This is a genomic window from Acuticoccus kandeliae (assembly GCF_003073115.1).
The window spans coordinates 16280-37471 of the sequence record NZ_QBBV01000007.1; the positions used below are offsets into that span (position 1 = coordinate 16280).

General features: G+C 64.9%; 16 protein-coding genes and 3 pseudogenes. 2 read left to right on the forward strand and 17 right to left on the reverse strand.

Annotated features, from left to right (window positions below):
- Positions 1–64 precede the first annotated feature (64 nt).
- The 12 genes and pseudogenes from DBV35_RS28875 to DBV35_RS28930 form a co-directional block, all read right to left on the reverse strand.
- Positions 65–1270 carry a glycosyltransferase gene (locus DBV35_RS28875; RefSeq protein WP_108663893.1) on the reverse strand — a complete coding sequence of 402 codons (1206 nt, stop codon included), beginning with the start codon at positions 1268–1270 and terminating at the stop codon, positions 65–67.
- Positions 1248–2147 carry a polysaccharide pyruvyl transferase family protein gene (locus DBV35_RS28880; RefSeq protein WP_108663894.1) on the reverse strand — a complete coding sequence of 300 codons (900 nt, stop codon included), beginning with the start codon at positions 2145–2147 and terminating at the stop codon, positions 1248–1250. Before DBV35_RS28880 ends, DBV35_RS28875 begins: the two co-directional genes overlap by 23 nt.
- Before the next feature lie 67 nt (positions 2148–2214).
- Positions 2215–3336 (reverse strand): glycosyltransferase, encoded by a 1122-nt coding sequence (locus tag DBV35_RS28885; RefSeq protein WP_108663895.1) that lies wholly within the window; start codon positions 3334–3336, stop codon positions 2215–2217.
- Positions 3333–4463 carry a glycosyltransferase family 4 protein gene (locus DBV35_RS28890; protein ID WP_108663896.1) on the reverse strand — a complete coding sequence of 377 codons (1131 nt, stop codon included), beginning with the start codon at positions 4461–4463 and terminating at the stop codon, positions 3333–3335. The genes DBV35_RS28885 and DBV35_RS28890 overlap by 4 nt, the downstream gene beginning before the upstream one ends.
- A complete protein-coding gene (locus tag DBV35_RS28895; protein ID WP_108663897.1) occupies positions 4460–5671 on the reverse strand; it encodes a glycosyltransferase in 1212 nt (403 codons plus the stop codon). Before DBV35_RS28895 ends, DBV35_RS28890 begins: the two co-directional genes overlap by 4 nt.
- A complete protein-coding gene (locus DBV35_RS28900; protein WP_108663898.1) occupies positions 5668–6192 on the reverse strand; it encodes an acyltransferase in 525 nt (174 codons plus the stop codon). The genes DBV35_RS28895 and DBV35_RS28900 overlap by 4 nt, the downstream gene beginning before the upstream one ends.
- Positions 6193–6304: 112 nt before the next feature.
- Positions 6305–7549, reverse strand: a complete 1245-nt coding sequence (locus DBV35_RS28905) for a glycosyltransferase (protein WP_157962069.1) — start codon at positions 7547–7549, stop codon at positions 6305–6307.
- Positions 7546–8103: a WcaF family extracellular polysaccharide biosynthesis acetyltransferase gene (locus DBV35_RS28910; RefSeq protein ID WP_108663900.1), complete on the reverse strand. Its 558-nt coding sequence runs from the start codon at positions 8101–8103 to the stop codon at positions 7546–7548. The genes DBV35_RS28905 and DBV35_RS28910 overlap by 4 nt, the downstream gene beginning before the upstream one ends.
- Positions 8104–8152: 49 nt before the next feature.
- Complete coding sequence (locus DBV35_RS28915) at positions 8153–9352, reverse strand: glycosyltransferase (RefSeq protein ID WP_108663901.1); 1200 nt, start codon at positions 9350–9352, stop codon at positions 8153–8155.
- Positions 9349–10209, reverse strand: a complete 861-nt coding sequence (locus DBV35_RS28920; protein ID WP_170135071.1) for a class I SAM-dependent methyltransferase — start codon at positions 10207–10209, stop codon at positions 9349–9351. Before DBV35_RS28920 ends, DBV35_RS28915 begins: the two co-directional genes overlap by 4 nt.
- A 71-nt stretch (positions 10210–10280) precedes the next feature.
- Complete coding sequence (locus DBV35_RS28925) at positions 10281–12113, reverse strand: ABC transporter ATP-binding protein (RefSeq protein ID WP_108663903.1); 1833 nt, start codon at positions 12111–12113, stop codon at positions 10281–10283.
- 561 nt (positions 12114–12674) lie between these two features.
- Positions 12675–13215, reverse strand: a pseudogene (locus DBV35_RS28930) (transposase domain-containing protein); the annotation flags it as partial.
- Between the two features lie 984 nt (positions 13216–14199).
- Between DBV35_RS28930 and DBV35_RS28935 the strand changes: the two are divergent.
- Positions 14200–14769: a recombinase family protein gene (locus DBV35_RS28935; protein ID WP_211100076.1), complete on the forward strand. Its 570-nt coding sequence runs from the start codon at positions 14200–14202 to the stop codon at positions 14767–14769.
- A 69-nt stretch (positions 14770–14838) separates the two neighbouring features.
- Here the strand turns inward: DBV35_RS28935 and DBV35_RS28940 are convergent.
- A pseudogene (locus DBV35_RS28940) lies at positions 14839–15039 on the reverse strand (IS3 family transposase); the annotation flags it as partial.
- 217 nt (positions 15040–15256) lie between these two features.
- Between DBV35_RS28940 and DBV35_RS28945 the strand changes: the two are divergent.
- Complete coding sequence (locus DBV35_RS28945) at positions 15257–16306, forward strand: IS110 family RNA-guided transposase (protein WP_108663906.1); 1050 nt, start codon at positions 15257–15259, stop codon at positions 16304–16306.
- A 238-nt stretch (positions 16307–16544) separates the two neighbouring features.
- Here DBV35_RS28945 and DBV35_RS28950 read toward each other — a convergent pair.
- The 4 genes and pseudogenes from DBV35_RS28950 to repA form a co-directional block, all read right to left on the reverse strand.
- Positions 16545–16808: pseudogene (locus DBV35_RS28950) on the reverse strand (transposase); the annotation flags it as partial.
- Between the two features lie 211 nt (positions 16809–17019).
- On the reverse strand, positions 17020–17871 hold the full coding sequence (locus tag DBV35_RS28955) for an FkbM family methyltransferase (protein WP_108663907.1): 852 nt from the start codon (positions 17869–17871) through the stop codon (positions 17020–17022).
- A gap of 227 nt (positions 17872–18098) precedes the next feature.
- On the reverse strand, positions 18099–19082 hold the full coding sequence (gene repB / locus DBV35_RS28960) for a plasmid partitioning protein RepB (protein ID WP_108663908.1): 984 nt from the start codon (positions 19080–19082) through the stop codon (positions 18099–18101).
- A gap of 31 nt (positions 19083–19113) precedes the next feature.
- Positions 19114–20346, reverse strand: a complete 1233-nt coding sequence (gene repA, locus DBV35_RS28965) for a plasmid partitioning protein RepA (RefSeq protein WP_108663909.1) — start codon at positions 20344–20346, stop codon at positions 19114–19116.
- Between the last annotated feature and the right edge of the window lie 846 nt (positions 20347–21192).

Sequence of the window (21192 nt, forward strand, 5' to 3'; positions counted from 1 at the left end):
ACGAGATAATCCAGTGACCCAGGTGGGTTCGACCGGTTCCACCCAGGGTGGGACGCATTTCCGTTCATCGGAATTTCGAGGGGCACGGCTCTGATGCTGTGTCTGCTGTTGTTTTTAACACCTCAAAAAATTTCTCAACGACACGGTCAAGGTCGTGCTGCTGACTCGCCTCGATTGCCGCTAGGGCCATGCTTTCGCGCAACGCCCGATCGCGCATCAGATTGGCGATCTGTGCCGCGAAAGCCTCCACGTTGCCGAAGTTCGTGAGTATCCCGGTTCGGCCGTCGTCGATGATCTCCCGGAAAACGGACGAGCTATTCATCACAATCGGGACCGTCCCCTTCTGCATCGCCTCAGTAATCGTCAGGCCCCAGCCCTCGTGAATTGCCGTGTGCAGGTAGAGCGATGCGGACTCGTAATAGGGTTCCGGGTCGGTTCGGCCGATGAAGGCGACATTTGGGATCCGTTTGCGTGCCACCAGGTTCCAATAATCCTGCGCGTGCTCGCCGTCGCCCACGACCTGGAGATTCCAGTCGCCGAACTCCCCCGTTCTCATGACGAGCCCCCAGGCCCGCAGTGCCAGCGAAACCCGTTTCTGCGTGTCCTCCAATCGGGACACGATCAACACGGTCTTGGTTTTGTCTTTCACCCGTTCCGCCGGCAACGCGGCTGCAAAGGTGTTCGGGTTCGGGATAACCCGGACGCGCTCGGGATGTCGGACGGGGCACATGGCTTCGAGCTCAAGGCGGTGCATTTCCGACAGCAGGACAAATACATCCGATTTCTCGATGAGATAGGCGTAGGCCTGCTTGCGAATGTTGGTGACGTTGCGCCGCGAGACCGGCAACAGCGCGATCCGGCCGAGACGTTTGACCTTCCGGCGCAGGGACTTTTCGCGCCAGTCGCGGGTCAGCGCCCAGACCGTCTCGAGAAACATAGGCGGACCGAAGTGCAGGCAGGTGATGACCTTGCCGCCCTCTTCCTTCCACCGCTCGCCGCCGCGGGCGAGGAACTCCTCGAGGAGCCATTTCGAGAACCCGATCTGGTTAACGACCGTTTCGACTTCATGTGCCTGCAGGTACGCATAGAGATCTTCGACCGGGGCGCCGTTCGGATCGAAGACCGCGCGCGGATGATCCTGGCGGAAAGCGAGAAACCCAGCCGTCGGGTATCCTCGGGCTGCGAGCCCGGTCATGACCAGATGGGTCGCCCGCTCGGTGCCGCCCGCCTGCGGGTCGATCGGTTTGTCATAGATCCAGAGGATGCTCATACCGCACGGCCTGTTTGATCTCGAATGGACAGGCGTCCAGAAGCCGCCTCAGATCGATGGTTCCCGCGCTCCAGGAATGGGCCTCGATGATCTCGTCAAGGTCCGAACCCGCGTCAAGTCGCAGCGGCTCGGGCGTCGGTTTTCCGAGCGAGGCGTAGTAGTCGCGGAACTTGAACCCCTTGCCGATGACCTTGTCGGAGAACTCTACCCAGTAATTGGGCACCGCATAGGCTTCGGCCATGATCAACCCGTGCAGCGAGCTTGAAAACAGCACGTCGCAGCCCGCAACCCCGTCGATGAAATCGGTCCAACTACCATAGTCGGCGATGTCGAACACCCGCACCTCCGGGTGCCGGCGCCGGATCGCCTCGATCGCTGGCGCGTCCTTGTCCTCGTAGTGCGGCACGATGCCGATCCGGCGTTCATGCGGCGACGGCGCGGGGGCCGGCCGATAGAAGTAGGGGATCAGCAGCGCCGGATCGCCGTAGACCTCGGGGCAATCGATGCCGCGGTCGCGCAGGTATGCCCGGCTCAGTGGCCCGCGCACCGCGGTGATCCGGGCAGGAACCGCACGCAGGTCGAGCTGGTCGTCTATCACGCCGGCCCCCCAGACCACCGTCTCCGGCGTCGACAGGTAGTTCAACGTGCTGCCGATGCAGAGATAGTTAATCTTCTTCAGTTTCATCGTGATCGGCGTCTCGAAGTAGACCGCAATCTCCCGTTTCGTCAGGTGCTTGAGGAAATGGTAGTTGATGTCGTCGCCCCAGTTCCAGGCCACCGGCCGGCCATCCGCCATCCTGACATAGGCGTTGACGATCAACGGATCGGAAACCAGCACCTTCGCCGCAGCGAACAGTTTTCGAACGACGTCTGTCATTGGCACTTTTGCCCCATCCTCGCGCGTCGCGGACTGGGGTCTCCGGTTTTTGGCGAGACGGTCGGCATCATGCGTCGCGATTCACCAGCCCTTGGTAAACGTCCTGCCATCTCGCGCCGATGACCGGCCGGGAGAAGTCGCGTTCGATCCAGCGACGTCCGTTGCGGCCCTTCTCGCTCCTCACTTCCGCCGGCATGGCCATTGCCGTGCGCAACGCCGTCTTCAGCGCGGCGGCGGCAGGCTCGATCCACCACCCGGCGTCATTGTCGACAAGTCCCGACCACGGCGTGCCATGCGTCGCGATGACAGGCACTTCCATCATCAGGGCTTCGGCGACCGACAGCCCGAAATTCTCGCTGCGGCTCGGCATCACCAGAAGGTCCGAGCCGGCAATGTAGCGAAACTTCTGGTCTCCGTAGATCGGCTCGAGGAACGACACCCGTCTGTCTTCTGCGTCTTTCCGCAACGCGGCGACGGCGCGCGCGTAGCCTTCGTCGGTCGGGCCGACGATCGACAGCGACCAATCGGGGAAATCCCGCTCCAGCCCGGTCCAGGCCTCGATCAGCCAATCGAGCCCTTTCTGGTGGTGCAGGCGGCCGAGGAACAGCACGCGCTGCCGCGTCCCGTCCCGTCCGACCTCGGGTCGTGTGACCGTGTCAAGACCGAGCGGGATCTGCACGGTCCGTCCCCTGAACCCGAGAGCGCCGTAGGCAGCCGCCTCGTCGGCCGAGGTCGTGTGCAGCACGGCGGCCGCGCTCAGCACCCGGTCCTGAAACAGACGGCGGGCCAGCTTCTTCCGGCCCGGCTTGTATGACAGCGAGGGTGGCATCAGCATACCGTGGGCCGAGACGACAAGGGCACGTCCCGTTTTTCGGTGCCACCGGTAGGCAGCGATGGACGGATAGGTCCAGAGCCCGTGTAGATGGACGACGTCGGGGTCGAAGTCCAGAAGCGCCGGGAGCAGGTCGGGGGCGTATCCGAGCGGTCCCGACCAGCGCGCGGTGTCGAACACCGTGGCCGGCGCACCTTTCCAAGCCGCACTGTCGTTCTCCCACCATCCCGGGCTTGCGAGGCCGAACACGCGCACCTCGTTGCCCGCAGCGGCCGTCGCCGCCGAGATCGCGGCCACGGCGGTGCCGAGGCCCGCAGACCGGCGGCAGACTTGCGAGGTAACATGTGCGACCCTCATGCTGGACCGCCCCCGCTGCCGGCACCGCGCTGCCAGGGCGCGACGATATCGTCGCCCCCGCGGCCGCCGTCTCGGAGGATTTCCAGAAGGTAACCGGCGCCCGCCTCGGCGGTCAGGCCCTGCGCCCAAGCCGCGAGCCGGTCGCGGTCCGCCGTGCCGACCGGCCCCCGGTCCAGCTGCGCCGAGAGCTTCTGGCGCAGGTCGTCAACGTCCCCCGCTTCGAAAACCCCGCCGAAACCGCTCGCCCGCACGGTTCCGCATGCACCGCATTCCGAGCTACAGATCGCCGGCGTGCCGTTGATCTGGGCTTCGGAAACCACCGCCCCCCAGCCGTCCTTGTCGCTGGGCAGGGCGAGGCAATCGGCGGATGCGATCCGTTCGATCGCCGCATCCATTCCAAGGGTGCCGACGAAGGCGACGCGGCCGGGCAACGTCGCAGCGGCCAGCTGCTCTAGCTCGGAGCGCTCGGGACCGTCACCAACGATCTCGAGTTCGAAAGGACGATCGGTCAGCGTCGCGAGAGCGGCAAGCAAGAGGTCTACCCGTTTGAGTTCGACGAGGCTGCCGACGAAAATGAACTTGGTGCAGATGCCTGTCCCTATCGGCGCGCCAGAAGCCCGACCCTTCAGGAAATACGCGAAAGGAAAGATGCACAGCTTGCGCGGCGCCCGGCGCGCGATCCATTCCGCGGTGCCCTCGCCGATGGCAAGAAGCCCCTCGATCCCCCCGGCGAGCACCCGGAACCGCGCCGCGTAGACCAGCGGCCTGATCCGGCCCAGCCGGCCCCTGAGATCGACCTTTTCCATGATCGGATAGTGCCGCCGCCCGAGCGCCATGATCCGCTTTTGCGCGTCCGCGACCAAGCCGTTCGACCGCACTCCCTGGGTGATATGCACGGCCGTGGCGGGAAGACTGTCGACCAGATCGCGCGCCTCGGCCGGGGTGGTGACGACATGGACCTGCACTCCGGCCAAGTCCCCGGCCTCCCAGCCCATCGCGCGGCGTTCGTCGGACAGCGCCTCTTCGGCGACGTAATAAACCTCGACGCCCTGCTGCGCCAGCTCGCGGGCAAGTTCGGTGATATGCGGCGTCAACATCCGCTGCCAGAAGACGATGCAGTCCGTCATCGCTTCCGCTCGCACAGTCGCGTCATTTCATGGCCGACGGATTCCGGCGAGAAGGTCGCCACGCAGACTTCCTGCCCGACCCGCGCGACCCGCCCGACCATCTCGGGATTGCAAGCCATTTCGACGATCGCGTCGGCGAGATCAGCGGGCTCATAGCCGGCGAGGAAGATCGCGCTATGGGCGTCGAAGATTTCGGCCACGTCGCCAAGCCGGGTCGAGACCAATGCCAGGCCCGAGGCGGTGATTTCGATGACCTTGGACGGAAACGTGGTGTTGGCCATCCCGCTGCCCGGGCGTTTCAGCGACAGACTGGCGTGGCAGCTGTCGAGCAGGGCGAGGTAGTCAGCCTTGACCAGTTCGGGGCGCAGCGTCACGTCGACCTTCACGCAGCCTTGCATCCGGCCCTGCAGTCCGCGGATCTTGTCGAGCTCGCCCACGCCGGTCACGGCGAAGCACACCGGACGCGCCAGACGGTCGGCATCCTTCGCGAGCCGCGCGACGGCTGCGCAGAACAGGTCCACCCCGGTTTCGCCGATGAGCGTACCGCCGTAGTGGATCCGCAATGCCTGCCCCGAGCGCAGGTCATCCCACTTCGTCGCGTCCGGGTCCAGGCCGTCGGTCTCATGCGAGGCCACTCCACGGACGACCACATAGTCAGCAAGCCCGAGTTCCCTGGCGACATGATCTGCTACAACCATCTTGCGACGGACCGTCAACGCCGAAGTGACGGCAAAGGACAACCGGTTCAGGACCCCGCGCGCGCCGGTCTCGTCCGCGGTCGGAGCATCCTCGATATCCTGTACGATCCTCGCGCCTTTGAGACGCAACAGGACCAGCGCTGGAAGGTACTCGATGGCGTGATTGTAAACGATCGCGGTGTCCTGCCGGCCGACCCGACGCCAGGCGAAACCGGCCAGCACGAAGGGCCCGAAGAGCTTGCGGAGGTACCTGGACCGCAGTGTCGCGAGAAACACGGCCGGCACGCCGCCCTCGGTGGTCGTCACCGTTCCATAGCTGCGCCGCCTCGCGCCGACGCCGACGAACGGCAGGGAAACGACAATGGCCCGATGCCCGACGCTGCGCAGGGCGCGCACGACTAGAATCATCTTGCGCGCCGCGGCCCCGGCATAGGTCTGCTCGCCGATGGCACGGCCGTAGGCGTCGGAGGTGATCATGCCGATGTAGAACACCCGGGCGCGGCGCGTCATTCTTTAGGCTCTCCGGTCTCGCCCAGTCGATGCACCACCTTTGCAGGAACTCCCGCGAGCAGCACGTTGTCCGGGTAGTCGCCGGCGATCACCAGCGCACCCGCTGCAATGACCGAGCCGGAGCCGATGCGCGCCCCGCCGAGGAGGGTCGCCCGGCAGCCGATCCAGGTTCCCGACCCGATCTCGATGCTACGCGCGTGGCCCTTCCCGGCCCGCCGCTTCGCCCCGCCGACCTCGTGCGAACCACATTCCAGAAGGACATCCGGGCCGATGTCCACGTTCGCGCCGATGCGCACTTCGGCGCGATCCGGGACAATCACCACAAGGTTCATCCCAAGCCAGCTGTTGTCTCCGACCGACACCCGGCCGACGCCCCAGACCTTCGCACCGCCGTTGATGTTCGCGCCCCGACCCACGGTGTCGCCGGCAAATTGCCAAAGGATCCGGTAGAGACCGAACCACCGCGTGGGCGGGAGGAGCGCGACCAGCATGTTGACCAGGTAGCGTTTCAGGCTGAGCATGCGGATCCCCTTCCTCGGCTTGACGCTGGCGACCCCTGCGTCAAGCCTGAAGCAGGCAGGCCGGCCCGTAGTGGCCAGACCGATATTCCCACGCGAGGACGCATGGCCCTCATCATGCCCCGAGCACCCGCCGGTACAGTGACAGGTAGGCCGGCACGGTCGCCTCGCGCGAGAACTTTGCCACGGCGGCCGCGCGCACTTTCTCGCGCGCAAACGGTGTGTTCAGCATCCAGGCGATCCCCGCCGCAAGCCCGTCTGCACCGAAGGCCGGCGCGAGCATGCCGGTTTCGCCGTGGTCGATGATGTCGGACATCCCGCCAATGTCGAACGCTGCGGTCGGCACCCCGCAGGCGGCCGCCTCGACGACGGTGTTTGGCAGGTTGTCCTGGCGCGAGGGCGCAACGAAGACGTCGGCGGCGGAATAGACCACTCTCAGACTGAGATCGTCGTGGAAGGTGCCTAGGAAATGGCTCTTCAGCCCCACCCCCGGAATTTCGCCGTCGGTCTGACCGCCGAACATCATCACCTCGACATCGGCCCTGCCGTGGTTGCGCTCGAACGCCTGCAGCGCCGCAACCAGCAGGTCGTATCCCTTGCGCCGGTCCGAGGTGGCGCCGAACGCGCCGAACAGGACGAGTTTCCGGTTTTCCGGCAGCCCAAGCATCCGGCACGCTGCGACCCGGTCGATCGGAGCGAAGGCATCGGTATCGAGCGGGTTGGCTATAACGGTGCGGGGCTGGTGGCCCATCAGCGCGCTGTCGGCGGCACAGCCGGCGAGCCAGCGACTGGGGGCGACGAGATGGAAGGTCCTGCCCGCCCAGGCCCGCGCCTTGCGGGCCCAGACCCAGGCGTCGATGCCCGGTCCGGTTGCGTTCGCCGGGCGGTTGGCACGGGTGTAGGGCGCTTTCCAACGCCCGGGGTGATCAAGGTCGTCGTAGTGCTCGGCCCCCATGAACGGCCACATGTCGTGCATCGTCCAGACGATCGGCTTTTCGATCCGGGCGATCTCGCGGATCGACAAGGTCTCGGCGCAGACCCAGTGCAGGTTCACGACGTCGACATCGCTGGCGTTGATCCAGCGGCCAAGGCCCGAAGGGAACAGCCCGAGCGAATGAATGATCGGATTGGTGGGGGTCTTCTGCAATGCCGCAATCCGTGCGGCCGCCTGGCGCTTGGCGAAGGCCGCGAGCTGTTGCCGCTTCCTGAGCGGCGAAAACACACCGGCCTCGCCGGAACTAGGCTTCAGCGTCAGAAACCGGCTGTCGACCCCCTGGCCCCGAAGCCCGGCATGCAATCGCATCGCCGCCCGCGCGGCACCGCCTCCGGCATCAAACGCATTGACATGCAGCACCTTCACGCGCCGTCGCCCGCCGGTTTCTCACGGCGCGCGCCCAGCTCGATCGCTTTTCCCGCGCCATAGACGGTCCAGCCCTTGAGCCGTCCGGAGGCGACCGCGCCGATCCCTAGCACGGCGCCAGCCTCCATATGTGTCCCGGGAGCGACGGTGGCGCGGGCACCTACCCAACATTGATCCTCGATGGTGATCCTAACCGTCACGAGGTCGAAACCCGGGCTGGTCCAATCGTGGTTGCCGGTGCCGAGATAGGTGTCTTGCGAAATGCAGGCGTCGCGCCCGACGCGGACCTCGGCGAGGTTGTCGATCCAGACGCCCTCGCCGATCCAGCTGTTGCGGCCGACCGCCAGCCGCCAGGGGAATTTCACCCGCACCCGCGGCTTCAGCACCACGCCCGCGGCGATCTCAGCGCCGAAGGCCCGGAGCAGCGCCGCGCGCCATCCCGAGCCGGGCACCGGCCCGGCGACACTCAGCGTCGAGACGACGATCCAGGCCAGCTCCTTCGCCCGCGACGCACCGCGGTCAAAGTCAGAATTGTCGAACGTACTCAGGTCCATGTCTGTTCCCCGCCCAACGGGTGGCGGCCGCACGCCGCACGCCAGCGGGTCACAGGATCGCCTCCCACTGGTCCAGCACCCTGTCGAGCCGGTACCTCTGCGCCGCCTCAATGGCGCGGGCCGCGAGCGCATTGCGCTGCGCCGGATCGCGCGTCAGTCGCAACGTTGCCTCGGCGAGTGCCGCGACGTCGCCGTTCGCCACCACGATCCCGGTTTCGCCATCCTCGACGATGTCGCGCAGCGAAGCATACGCGTCGAACGCCACCGGCACCGTCCCGGTCTGCATCGCCTCGGTCAGCGTCAGGCCCCAGCCTTCGACGCGGGATGTCATGAGGAGGATCGCCGCCGACCGATAGTGCGGCAACGGATTCTGAAAGCCGAGAAACCGAACACGCTTGAGCCCGAGTTTTCGCGCCAAGCGCTGCAAGTCCGCGGCATCGGGGCCATCGCCGACGATCTTCAGCTGCCATTCCCCCTGGTCCTCGGCCTCAATGCGCCGCCAGGCCTCGAGTGCGGCCGAGATCCGTTTTTGCCCCTCGCTCAAGCGGGACACGATCAGCACTTCGTTGCGCTTTTCGTATCCGCGCGCCTCGCCTGGCTCGATCTCGAACGAGAGCGGGTTCGGGACCGCCGCCACCTTGGTCAACGGATTCCGTTCGAGGAGGCTCGTTAGGTCGGGCAGAAATCGCCTCGACAGCATGACATACCGGTCCGCTCGCCGGTAGTTGCGGGTCTGCGTCGCCGCGATCCGACGGCGCGCGCCGCGTTGCCACAACGGGTAGCCCGCCAGACGCGCCAACCAAGCCAATCGAACGCGCAAACGGTTTTCGCGATTGCCCGCTTCCGCGATGACCCGACGCAGATCGTAGATTTTTCGCAGATAAAGCGGCTCGACGTGGTGACAGACGAGGAGGCGCCCGCGCCAGCTGCTACCTTCGAGTTCCTGCGCGACCCGATCCGCCGCGCCGTTCTGATCGATCAGTGTGTCAACCTCGTGTCTGCACAGGAAGGCGTCGAGATCACCGATGTCTTCTTCGTCCACCAGAAAGCTGTCGGTGGCGAGGTCGTAGCGAATGAACAGGCATTGGTGGCCCCGACGGGCGAGCCCATCCATCACCCGCAAGGTGACACGTTCCACCCCGCCCCGGGTAGCGACCAATGGGAAAATCCAGCAAAACGCGACGATCTTGGCCCCGGTTTCGGCGGTCGCCGAAGGGCGCGTCTCGGCAGGAGCGCACCCGATGGTCACGGATAGGCCTCGATGAAGAGTTGGTGGTGCCCCTTGCGTGGAGCGCCATCGACCGCGTCGAGCGGCAGGAATATCCCGTCCGACCGTTTCGAGGTGTTGAAACCCAGCCGGGACACCGACGAAAACCCCGCCGCCTTCAGGAGCCCCTCGAGTTGGGCGAAGTCGTACATCCAGTGATGCAATTCACCGACATCGGCAAACGACACGTTCTGGGCACGGAACCCTTCCGGGAGCAATCGGCTGATCAAACGGATGTAACGTTGCTCCAGCGCCGCTCGCAACCGGGCGGGTGACGAGATCAGCCTGAGCACCTTCGCAAGTGGTCGCCCGTCGGCTGCCCCGGTCGTGACGGCACCTGCGTCCGGTGCGCCATTGAGGAATTCCGCGTACTCAACGAGATCCGGCCGCCGTCCCTGTGCGATCTCGCCATTAATCGCCCCGAGCCGCCCACCCCTTGTCCGACGAACGCATTGATCGAGAAAGTTCACGAATGCGAATTCGGCGAGGCCGTGGTTGCCGGCATCCTTGTGACGCAGGTGTTCGCGCAGCAGGAACTCGGCATCGGGGACGACGACCCGCAAGACCCCTCCCGGAGCCGTCAGACTGCGACAGCGTTCGAGAAAGGCCATGACCGAGTCCGCAGGAATGTGCTCGACGAAATGCGAACAATAGACGACCTCGTACTGCGAGCGCGAAGGCTCGAGTCGATTGAGGACGTTCATCCGGGTGACGTGCCCCGCCTCGTCCGGCGTGTAGTCGACGTTTTCCCAGTCGGCCCGGGCGACGTAAGTGCCGCCGCACGCTATGTTGAGGTACCTCGGCCCGTTCAGGGCCGCACCCTCCTGCAGCGGCGTCACGATGCTCCGTCCGTCTTCCATCGCAATTCCCTTGTTTTCTAAACCAGATCCGGCACGGCACGCCATCCGGGCTAGGTCGAATGTTTCACCGCTGAAGTGCCGGCCTCGAGCTTTCGGAAATGGGCGTTGGTCGCAAGCAGCTCGTCCCATGTCCCGACACCGACCACTCGCCCGCGCTCCATCACGATCAACCGGTCGCAGTTCTTCAGAGTGCTGAGCCGATGCGCGATCAGGATCGCCGTCTTGTTACCAGGCAGTGCATCGACCAACTCCATCACCTGCCGTTCGGTGATGTTGTCGAGCGCACTCGTTGCCTCGTCGAAGACGATCAGATCGGCATCATGGTAGAGCGCCCGGGCGATGCCGATGCGCTGTTTCTGACCGCCCGACAGCCGGACGCCGCGGTCGCCGACCATCGACTCGTAGCCTTGGGGCAGGTCATGACGCACGAAGTCGTCGAGCCGTGCGAGGCGGGCCGCTTTCTCGACCCGCGCCTGGTCGATCTCGTCGCGCGGAATGCCGAGGGCGATGTTCTCGGATATGCTGGCATCAGACAGGAAGATGGCCTGCTGCACGTAGCCCACGGATCTCTGCCACGCCTGGAAGCTGTGATTGGTGAGCGCCGTTCCGTCGACGATGATCTCCCCGCCGGACACCCGGAGGAGCCCCATGATAACATCGGCAAGCGTGGTCTTGCCGGCACCCGAGCCGCCGACGATCCCGATCCGCTCGCCGGCGCGGATGCGAAGCGAGACGCCTGCAAGGCCGACCCCCTCCGAATTCGGGTAGGCATAGCACACGTCCCGCAGCTCGAGATCGCGCTTAAGCCCGAGCGGCACGATGTCGCGCGCTGGCAAGGACGGCAGATCCGGCTCGGCCGCGAGATCGCGGTGGAGCGCGTCGACGACCGGCGCGCCATAGGCGAGCTGAGTCAATCCGAGATAGATCTTCGCCAGTTCCGGGATCAGTTTCTGGCCGCCAAAGGCGAAGACGCCGAGCAGCGGCAGGAGATCGCCCATCGTTTGCGCGTTGCTCAGAGCGGACGGGTCGAGCAGTAGTAGGATGAGCAGGATCATCCCACCGAAGGCGACGATCTGCATCATGTATTGCGGCAGCGTGCCCAAAAAGATCGCGGAAGTTTCGGCGCGCGCCATCTCGAAGGAGGGTGTCGCATAGACGTCGACGTAGTTCCCCTCGCGCCCGAGCAGCTTAATGTCCTTCACCCCCGCCAGGGCTTCGCTGGCAATCCGGTACCGGCCCTTGTTCGCCACCGCCCGGATGTCCCCATACTTCCGGACCGCCTTGCGGCTGACGTAGTAGGATGCGAAATACAGCCCGCCCGCGACCACCAGGGCGACCACCGCGACCAGCGGGTTGATCCACACCAGGAGCGCGACGATGGCGCCACCCGTCAGCGTCGCCGCGATCACCTCGGCGGCGGGGCGGTAGAATAGCTGCACCACCTGCTGGGTCTCCGCCAGGATCTGGGTGCCGAGCTCGCCGGAGTTCTTGTCGAGGAAGTACGCGTATGGGTGCTTGAGATAGACCCGCAGGAGCCGGATGCTCAGGCTGTGCATCCGCATCGTCGCGAATTTCGTCACCGCGTAGACGCGCAGCATCTGCATGACGTTGGCGACCACGATCGCGGCGAGCGAGGCGAGGCCGAGGGCGACGAGGAAGCCGTAGTCCGAGCTGAACCCGCCCGCCGCGTAGGCCCAGACAAAGACGTCGACCTCGCGGATGCGCTCCGAGTCGGCGAGGGTGGCCAGAAACGGCATGATCGATCCGACCATCAATGCCGAGGTGAGGGCAGCCAACACGACCACGCCCAGAACAAGCAGGGCACGTCGTTTCTCACGCTCGTCGAGCAATGACCAGCCTTTTGCAAATAGAGCCAGCTTCATATTATTTGATGACCAGTTTACTTCTCGGTTCCAAAGTGTTCCCGGCGGTGCTCCGCTGCACCGCGCGTGCCGAACGCGCCCGATGCGCAGAACCAAGGCTATCGGACGATGACTGGTTGGCCCCCATAACCGCTTCGGCACTCACTTGGCGCAACACACCATATGCATGGCCGTGCTCATGCGTGGGACCACTGGAAATTTGGGGTGCCAGACGAGAAAGCGGCTGCAGGAGTCATTTAGATTGGCCGACGCGGACGGATTGTTGCAACATCAATGTCCGTTTCCTGCCGGTGTAGCGCGTAAACCGGTTTCCCCGGGAATCGCGAGGCTTTCCGACGACCCGTCGCATATTCACACGAGTCATACGTAAGCACCCAACAGATCCCATGTAGCGGCGTTTGGCCGGATCGGTGATGTGAGCAAGCAGTAGGTACTGGGTCTGGACCTATTTCTGGACATAGAAGCTTCCAGTTGATCGAGGGGGAGATCTCCCGGCTCGATGCGAGCCCTGCGACGCCGAGGCGGCGCTGGTCGACGTCGGCGAAGGAGGAGATCGTCGCCAAGGCCGTCAGCGTATTTAGTTAGAGACGGCGACGTGGGCTAGCGCTTCGGTCGGCAATCCAGCCTCGATCAGGCGGGCCGGTGCCGGGGCCCGGATAACGCCTTCGCGGCACGCCTTGCAGGCGTATTTGGGCCGGTGCGTGACGATCACCTGGAACTTAGCCGGCACCACGTCGAGCCGCTCGGAGACGTCCTCGCCGATCATGACGCGATCGTCCGAGCCGCAGACACACGGCGCCGCGTCCGGCTCCACCGCGACCTCGATGCGCGGCAGGCGCGGCGTGCGCTTCGCGCGTTCGGGATTGGCGGCGGCGAGGGTCGCCTCGATCTCCTCGAAGACGAAGGCGTGCTGCTCAGGGTCGAGCGTCTCCGAACGCCGGCCGTAGCGCGCCGATCGAGCGCCTTGAGGGGCGATCAAACGCTCCATCCTCGCCTCGGCGCCCGCGTTGACCGCCTTCAACGCGGCGATCTCTTCGCCCCCCGCGAGCGCGATGGCCTTCAAAGCCTCGAGATTGTCGGGAAGTTCTGCGGTCGCGTCCATGGCCGCAATTGAATCACGCTGTGCCGATTCGCGCTGCCTTTACGTCGCGCCCTGAGTCACCTCGCCGCAGATCAGCCACCGCCAACAGTCTGCGTCCAGTCTATGCCCTCGACGAGCGCCATCAGCTGGTCGCCCGTCGATCATCCGCCCCGTCGCATTCTCCTTGATGATCGTGGCGTCTGTGATCAGCGAGATCTGCCGACATGCGGCGATCCGTGGTCGTGGATGTCAGTATAGATCTGGGTGCACTGCAGACGGGTCAGCGCCCGGCACAACGTGGCATAGGCCTGCCCGCTGTGGAGATCGGGCTGCGTCTTCTCTGGGCGGTCGAACGCCCCTTCGTGAGTCGTGTCCGAGACGGCCTCGCTGATCGGCCTAGTTTGCTCGAAGTCGTCGAGCCCCCGCTGGCGGAGCAGGCGAAGGCGCAGGATCTAGCTCGCGTAGATTCAGACACTACCGTTGCCTGATTGGCCTGCATGGCGACCGGTGATGTTGGCGCCGCTGCTACGTTGGCAGTGAAACGTGGAACAATTATCCGAAAGGGACGACGGACGATAACAACAAATATAGGAAATAAAATAATCGTCACTAGTAAATCAAAAATAGGTTCTTATTCTCCTGGTCGGCGCCGACATCATAGCCGGATTTTTTGTGTTCGATCAAACTCCTAGATCATCTGATTTTTCTTATTAGGATCAGCTGAATCATCTTCTCTTCTGCAAAGGTATTACGCTAGATATTCTGCTGGAAGTGGGCGGCACCCTAAATCCGGTGCACCACTAACAGGCTGTTGACGAACGGCACCTGCGGAGGCGGCGTCCGTTACACGGCTGCGCTGGGGCAGATGATTCGGGCGCCATCGGCCAATTGTTTCACATTTCACGACTTATGCAGCAGACTCAGGACTGCAGGCATTCTGCGCTTAGGATATGTTGCATGTTCACGTTGCGGGTTTGCGGCGGGTTCGGCATCCTGTGAAGGATGTTGATCGGATACGCCAGGGTCTCGACCCCATCCCAGAACCTCGATCGTCAGATCGGGGCGCTCCGGTCCGCCGGCTGCGGTACGATCTTCCGTGAGAAGGCATCCGGCAAGGCGGTGAAGAACCGCCCACAGCTCGAGCGCGCAATCGATGCCCTCGGCACTGGCGACATCCTCATTGTCGCCGAATGGGACCGCGCGACGCGGTCGATGATGGACGGCATCAACATCATGCAGCGCATTGCCGAGCGCGGCGCCGCCATCAAGGTGCTCGACAAGCCGCATCTCGACCTCACCACACCGATCGGACGTGGCTTCCTCGCCTTCCTTTCGGCCTTAGCCGAGGACGAGCGAGGTCGGATCATCCAACGCGCTGCCGACGGCAGGTCGGTGGCGCGGGAGCGCGGGGTCAAGTTCGGACCAAAACCGAAGCTCAGCGAGCATCAACGCAAGAAGGCACTGGAGCGGTTGGCGGCGGGCGAGAGCTGCCGCGAGATCGCGCGCGACATGGGCGTATCAGCTTCGACCATCTCAAGGCTTCAGCGACCTGTCGGGACGGGAGAGCTGACATGAACCAGCTCAAGCTCTTTCCAACGGATGTTCACCTGCGCTGCATCGACCCTGCCAACAATAGGCGGTGGCCATAAGCCGCCGCACACGCTTACGCCCACCTCATGACCCTGACGGCGCAGATGCCGGGACATCTGGCGCGCCCCGTACCAAGGCATCTCGAGGAACTGTACGTACGTCGATCAGGCGCATCAAGGCCAGGTTCAGCGAGCTCTCGCCTCTCACCGGGCGGTAGAACGCCGACCGCCTCATCGCCAGCAGCCGGCAATGCCGGGCTGGCCGCACGACAGTCTGGCTGGCCTGACCCCCATCGACAGATGTGTGCGAACGGATACACGACGCGCCAGCCGGCGAAGATATCGAAGCCGCCTACGACGTCACTGACGTGAGCCACAGCTTGCCGCCGTGCCGCGGGCGTCACCACTAATGGGATGGCCTGCCCCGCCCTCCAGCCTCATCGTGAGGCGCCGTTGAAGAGGAGGTGAGAGCGATGAACAGGACCGTACCACGTGGCGCCGCCATCTACGGCGTCGATCTCGGCAAGAACGTCTTCCACGTTGTCGGACTCGATGCGGACGGCGCGGTGATCCAGCGTGCAAAATTTCGCCGTGAGACGCTGCTGGCATTCTTCGAGCAGGTATCGAAGGTGATCGTTGGCATGGAGGCGTGTCCGGGTTCGCAGTGGCTGGCGCGCAAGCTTGAAGCGATGGGACACCGGGTACGCATCGTCCCGGCCCAGTTCGTGAAGCCGTACGTCAAGTCGCATAAAAACGACACGATCGACGCCGAGGCGATCGCCGAAGCGGTGACGCGTCCGACGATGCGCTTCACACGCGTGAGGACGACGGACGAGGTCGACCTTCAGGCACGTCATCGGATCCGCGATCAGCTGATCTCCAGCCGGACACGGCTCATCAACCAGGTCCGCGGCTTTTGCCTCGAATACGGTGTCGCGATCCGTCAGGGCGCCGGCGTCTTCTGCCGAGATCTCCCAGGCGCCCTTGCCGATGAAGGGAACGACCTGACGCCCGCGATGCGACGCATGCTCGCCGAGCTCTACGAAGACATCGAGCGGCTCGACACCCGGATTGCGGCGGCGACGCGCGAGGTAGAGGGACTGGCGGCCCGCGACGACCGCGCCAGGCGACTGATGACGATCCCGGGCATCGGTCCGCTCGGTGCAACCGCCCTTCTCGCGGGGGTCGGCGATGGCACGCAGTTCAGGCGAGCGCGCGATCTCGCGGCCTGGCTCGGGCTCGTGCCGCGACAAAGCTCGACCGGGTGTCGGACAGTGCTTCTCGGGATCACCAAGCGCGGTAATCGGTATGTGCGCCGGCTGCTCGTCCACGGGGCCCGATCGTGCGTGACGCATCTCGATCGGTCTCGCGATCGGCTGGGGAACTGGCTGGATGGGCTCTGCGCGCGGATGCACGTGAACAAGGTGACGGTGGCGCTGGCGGCGAAGGTCGCACGGGTGGCGTGGGTGATCATCACCAAGCCGGGCGCGACCTACGAACGGCGGGATCCGGCCGTCGCCTGACACGCGGCGGTTGGGCGGAAAGCGAGGCTCGAGGAAGTGATGACGAAACAGTCGATCGGCGCGTCGTAAGCCCTGCGCAAAAAAGCGTGCGGACTGCACGAACCATTATTGGGAACGATGCGCGCGGATCTCATCACGGCCTGGCTGCAACAGCAGTCCACTCGCGAGAGGCCGGATACATTTAGGCGGACTGCCGTCGTCAGAACGACCGAGAGACTTGCCCGGGCGGGGCAGGCCATACATTTTTTGCGGTCACGTCCCGCAGAACGGCCACGTCGAGCATGGCTTCCGCCAGCAGCTTCTTGAGGCGGGCGTTCTCGTCCTCCAGCGTCTTGAGCCGGCGAGCCTGCGAGACATCGAGGCCACCGTACTTGGCCTTCCAGGCGTAGAACGTCGCGCTGCTGACGCCGTGCTTGCGGCAGATCTCCGCCGTTCCCAAGCCCGCTTCCTACTCGCGCAGGATCGCGATGATCTGCTCTTCCGTGAACCGTGATCGCTTCATCGTCCGTCCCTCGATGGGACGGACTCTAGCCATTCGTGGAGGAAAAACAGGGGCTCACGTCAGTCGCGCTCGAAGTTGACGGGTGACAGGTAGCGGAGCGCCGAGTGGCGTCGGCCGGGGTTGTGCCAACCCTCGATGAACTGGAAGACGGCCAGCGATCCCTTTCCAGCTAGATGCGAACGAAATGCATCGAGCTGGAGGTGGTTAAAGCCTAGAATGCCTTACCAAAGAGGTGACGGAGAGGGGCAGCCTCCAGGCGGGCGGCGATCGCGGCCTCGTCCCGCACGAAAAGCGCATTGGAGGCCGACCCGTGTGCCGTGCTCGACAACTTACGGGTGAAAGGATCATAGAAGCGCCGCACCAACCCGGCGGCGGTAAAGCGCTCCACCACCGCGGCGTTCTCCGCCTCGCTTTCCACAGCGATAAGGGACGGCGAGGCGAGGAGGCGCGCAGCGCCCTCTAGCACCTCCTGCTCGTATCCCTCCACATCGAGCTTGACGAGCGTGACGCGCGCCAAGTCCGTTCCTAGAACCGTATCAAGCGTGTGCAACGGAACCTCCCGCGTGCCGAGCACTGTTTGGGTCTTGACGACCCGATTGACGGTGTCCCGCCCGATCGTGAAGCGTACCATCCCCTCTGTCGCACCGAGCGCGCATTGGTACGTAGCAACGTGGTCTTCGATGCCGTTGAGGACGAGGTTACGCTTCAGGAACTCCATGGTGACAGGATCAGGTTCGAAGGCGATCGCCTCGGCGCCGCAGACCTTGGCGGCCAGCACCGTATAAGATCCCACGTTGGCGCCGACGTCGACGAAAAGGTCGCCCGGCCGCAATGTGTGCAGCACAAAGCCCATGTCGGCGAACTCGTGCAGCCCACCATAAATGTTGCCCGTCGCGCCCGTCATGCCCCGACGCACAGCGAGCTTGGCGTCGTCGATCCAGGCGAACTCGACCTCGCGCCGGAGGCGGCTGCGCAGCTGCCAACTTAGAACGCGAGCGAATGCGGCGAGTGGCCTGTCACGTGTCAGAGGATGGTGGGCAATGAATTTCAGTGTCGTGCGCATCGGGCCTCCATGAGCCAGGGCTATTCTGGCGAGAACTCGTGCCGAAGCTTGAGGCGAATCCGCAACGGACAAACGGAGCGCGATCCACTCGATCTAACTCAGATCGAGTGGATCGCAGCGTACTTGCTCTTCATCTCGTGCGATTCTCCCTAGCTCAGATTGAGCCAATCTGCCGCCAGCCACTATCGACAAGGCGGAGGCCGCCTAAGCCTCGCCTAGGCCGCCGATCAATCCGAAGGGACGATACAGCCGCCCTCGCCTTTCCGCTTCAGATACGCCCGGAAAAGCGCGTCGAGTTGCTCCTCGACAAAGCGCCCGAACTCCGGCGCCTCCGCCTCATCGATGGTGATCACGGTCGTTCCGCGCCCGGCACGGATGCGAACCGGCAGATCCGACCCCGCCACCTCCACAGCCGCTGACGCCGGCGCGGGCGCGAGCGCCTCAAACACCGCCTTGAACCGCTCATCGGTCGGAAGGTGCGCGCCGGCGACGGCGGCCTTCTCCGCGCGCCTCGCCGCCTCGCGCCCCCCCGCGCGGCAACGCTCCACCAGCATCAGCCAACGCGGCCGCCCCGCCTTCGGCGCGCGCCCGATCCGGGCGGCGAGCCCCTCCGGCAACCCCTCCGCAACCGCGATCAAGCGGGCGAGCTCGGACTTGTCGACGCCGAGCGCCTTGCCGATCACCGCCCGCGTCATCCCGCGCTCGCTGAGCGCCGCCGCGAAGTGGGCGCGCTCGATGAAGGTGAGGTCGCGGCGGTCGTTGTTCTCGCGGCCCTGGGCGACCACCAGCGCCTCGTCGTCGAGGGCGTGCACCAGCGCGCGGACCGGACGGCCGAGGCGGCGGCAGGCGAGCCAGCGGCGGTGACCGTAGGCGATCTGGTAGCGCCCGGCGGCCTCGGGGTGCGGGCGGACGAGGATCGGCACGGCCTGGCCGCTCTCGGCGATGCTCGCGGCGAGCGCCGCGATGCCGGAGGCGTCGGACTCCCCTGCCCCATCCGCGCCATCTTCGAGACGGTCGCGGACGAAGGACGGGTCGCACAGCGCCGGGTCGAGCTCCTCCACGGCCTCCTCGCGCGGCCGCTTCTCGCTCATCCGGTGAAGCGCGAGGCCCATCGTGCGCACCGCGCCCGCGCGCATCGGCGGCGCCGGCCCCGTCCCCTCCGGCTCCTCCACCTGCAGAAGCCGCTCCATCGCGATCCGCCGCTTGGTCATCCCGCGTCTCCCATGGTTGTCAGCTGACAACTCACGCCGCCGCCTCGGCCGGCGCCGCCGCGCGCTGCGCCCACACCGCCCGGATCAGCGCCTCGATCTCCCCGTTCACCGCGTCGAGGCTTTCGAGCGCCCGGTCGTACGTCCCCCGGTTCATCCCTTCCCGCCCGACCTCGTAAAGCGTCTGCTTCGACAGGCCCGCGTCCGCAAGGGCCGTCGACTTCAGCATCGCGTTCACGAGAACGCGCTCGCCGAAGAGGCTGCGCAGGAAGCCCGCGACCTGCGCCTGGGGCCCGTCCTTCGGCTCGAAACGGGTCAGGACATAGCGGAAGAAGTCGAGGCTCACGTCGGCGCCGGCGCGGCGCACGACTTCCATGAGGTCGGCCATCATCACGAGAAACTGGCTCATCGAGGCGATGTCGAGCATCTGCGGATGGACGGTGACGAGGACGCCGCTCGCGGCGCAGAGGGCGCCGAGCGTCAGGAAGCCGAGCTGCGGCGGGCAATCGATCAGGATCACGTCATAGCGGTCCGCGACCGGGTGGAGGGTCGTCGCGATCCGCGCATAGAAGGGCGCTTCGCGTGCGCCGCGTTCGAGGAGGGCGCGGGGTGTCTCGTGCTCGAACTCGTGAAGCTCGAGATTGCCGGGCACCAGGTCGAGGTTGGTGAAATAGGTCGATCGGATGACGGCCTCGATCGGGCGCGGGTCGTCATAGCGGATCGCGCCATAGAGGGTTTCGCCGGCGCTGACATCGGTCTCCGGCTGGTAGCCGAAGAGGCTCGAGAGGGAGGCCTGCGGGTCGAGGTCGACGGCGAGCACGCGAAAGCCGCGCATCGCGAGATGCTGGGCGAGGTGGGCCGTGGTCGTGGTCTTGCCGGACCCGCCCTTGAAGTTCGCGACGGCGATGATCTGGGCGGGCTCGTGGGCCGGCCGGTTCGGCACGATGACGCGCGCCTTCGCCCCGCCCTTCTTCGCGAGGAGGACCCGCAGCGCCTCGATCTCTTCGAGGCTGTAGCCATGACGGTTTCCGGAGAGGCGCTGCGGCTCCGGCCCTTCGCCGGCGCGAGCGAGATGGCGCAGATACGAATCGGTGACGCCGAGGAGCTTCGCCGCCTCCGTGCTCGTGAAGAGGCGGAGGGCCTTGGTCGCGTCCGGCTCGAAGATCTGGGCGCGGAGGCGGGCGATCTGCGCGCTCAGCGCCTCGGCATCGTGCGCGATCGTGTCATAGCCGACGGGGCTCGCGCCGCGGTTCACAGGCTGCGTCACCGGCGAATCCTCCCTGCGTTCACGCAAACTTACGCGATCGCGCCCTCATTGCGTGAGTGAAGATGTGCCGCGTGAAGGTTGACGCCGGCTTAACCGGGCGGCCGGGTTGTCAGCTGACAACAAGACCAACGCTGCGAGAGGATGGCTGAGATCCCCCCTCCCCTTCAAGCGCCCGTCGGGGCCGGCCTGTCTTTAGCGGGGCGGTTTAGGCTCCGGTTTTCGAGACCCACTGGTGAAAAGGCGGGGCGCGAACAACCCGTAGGCCAAGGGTGCCGGAAGGACCCAGAGGCGTTTTCTGGATGGGGGTATGGATCTGGTGAAACGCTTAGGCGAGTTTCGCGAACTCGGAGCGCTCTTAGAATCCTAAACCATCGGTATGTAACTAATAGAATAGAATCTAAGAATCTAAAAAACGCGCGCGCGTACATACGCGAAATACCCCGGACACCCCGGACACCTAGGACAGCGCCTTTAAAATCAGTGACTTACCGTGTCCTAGGTTGAGATTGTTACCCGGACACCTAGGACACTCGGGATTCGCCTTTAGAATCAAAGGCTTACCGAGAAAGGGCCTAAGGGGCATTCGAAGTTATCCCGGGAAAACGGGGATAACTGGGATGGATTCTGCTTTGCTGAGCGTTTGAGATTTGCCTCCAGCGAATGGTACCTTGCCGAGCCGAGGCTCGGAAGCCGATCCGGCCGCCTTTCAACATGTTCTGACAGGCCTCATTCGCCTTCCCCTTCGGTCCCAGATCGGGGACCGCACCTCCCCTCCACGCGTGATGGCCGCGCCATGAGGACACGGCGCTTCTTCCCCTCGCAGCGACTTGCTGTCAGCTGACAACA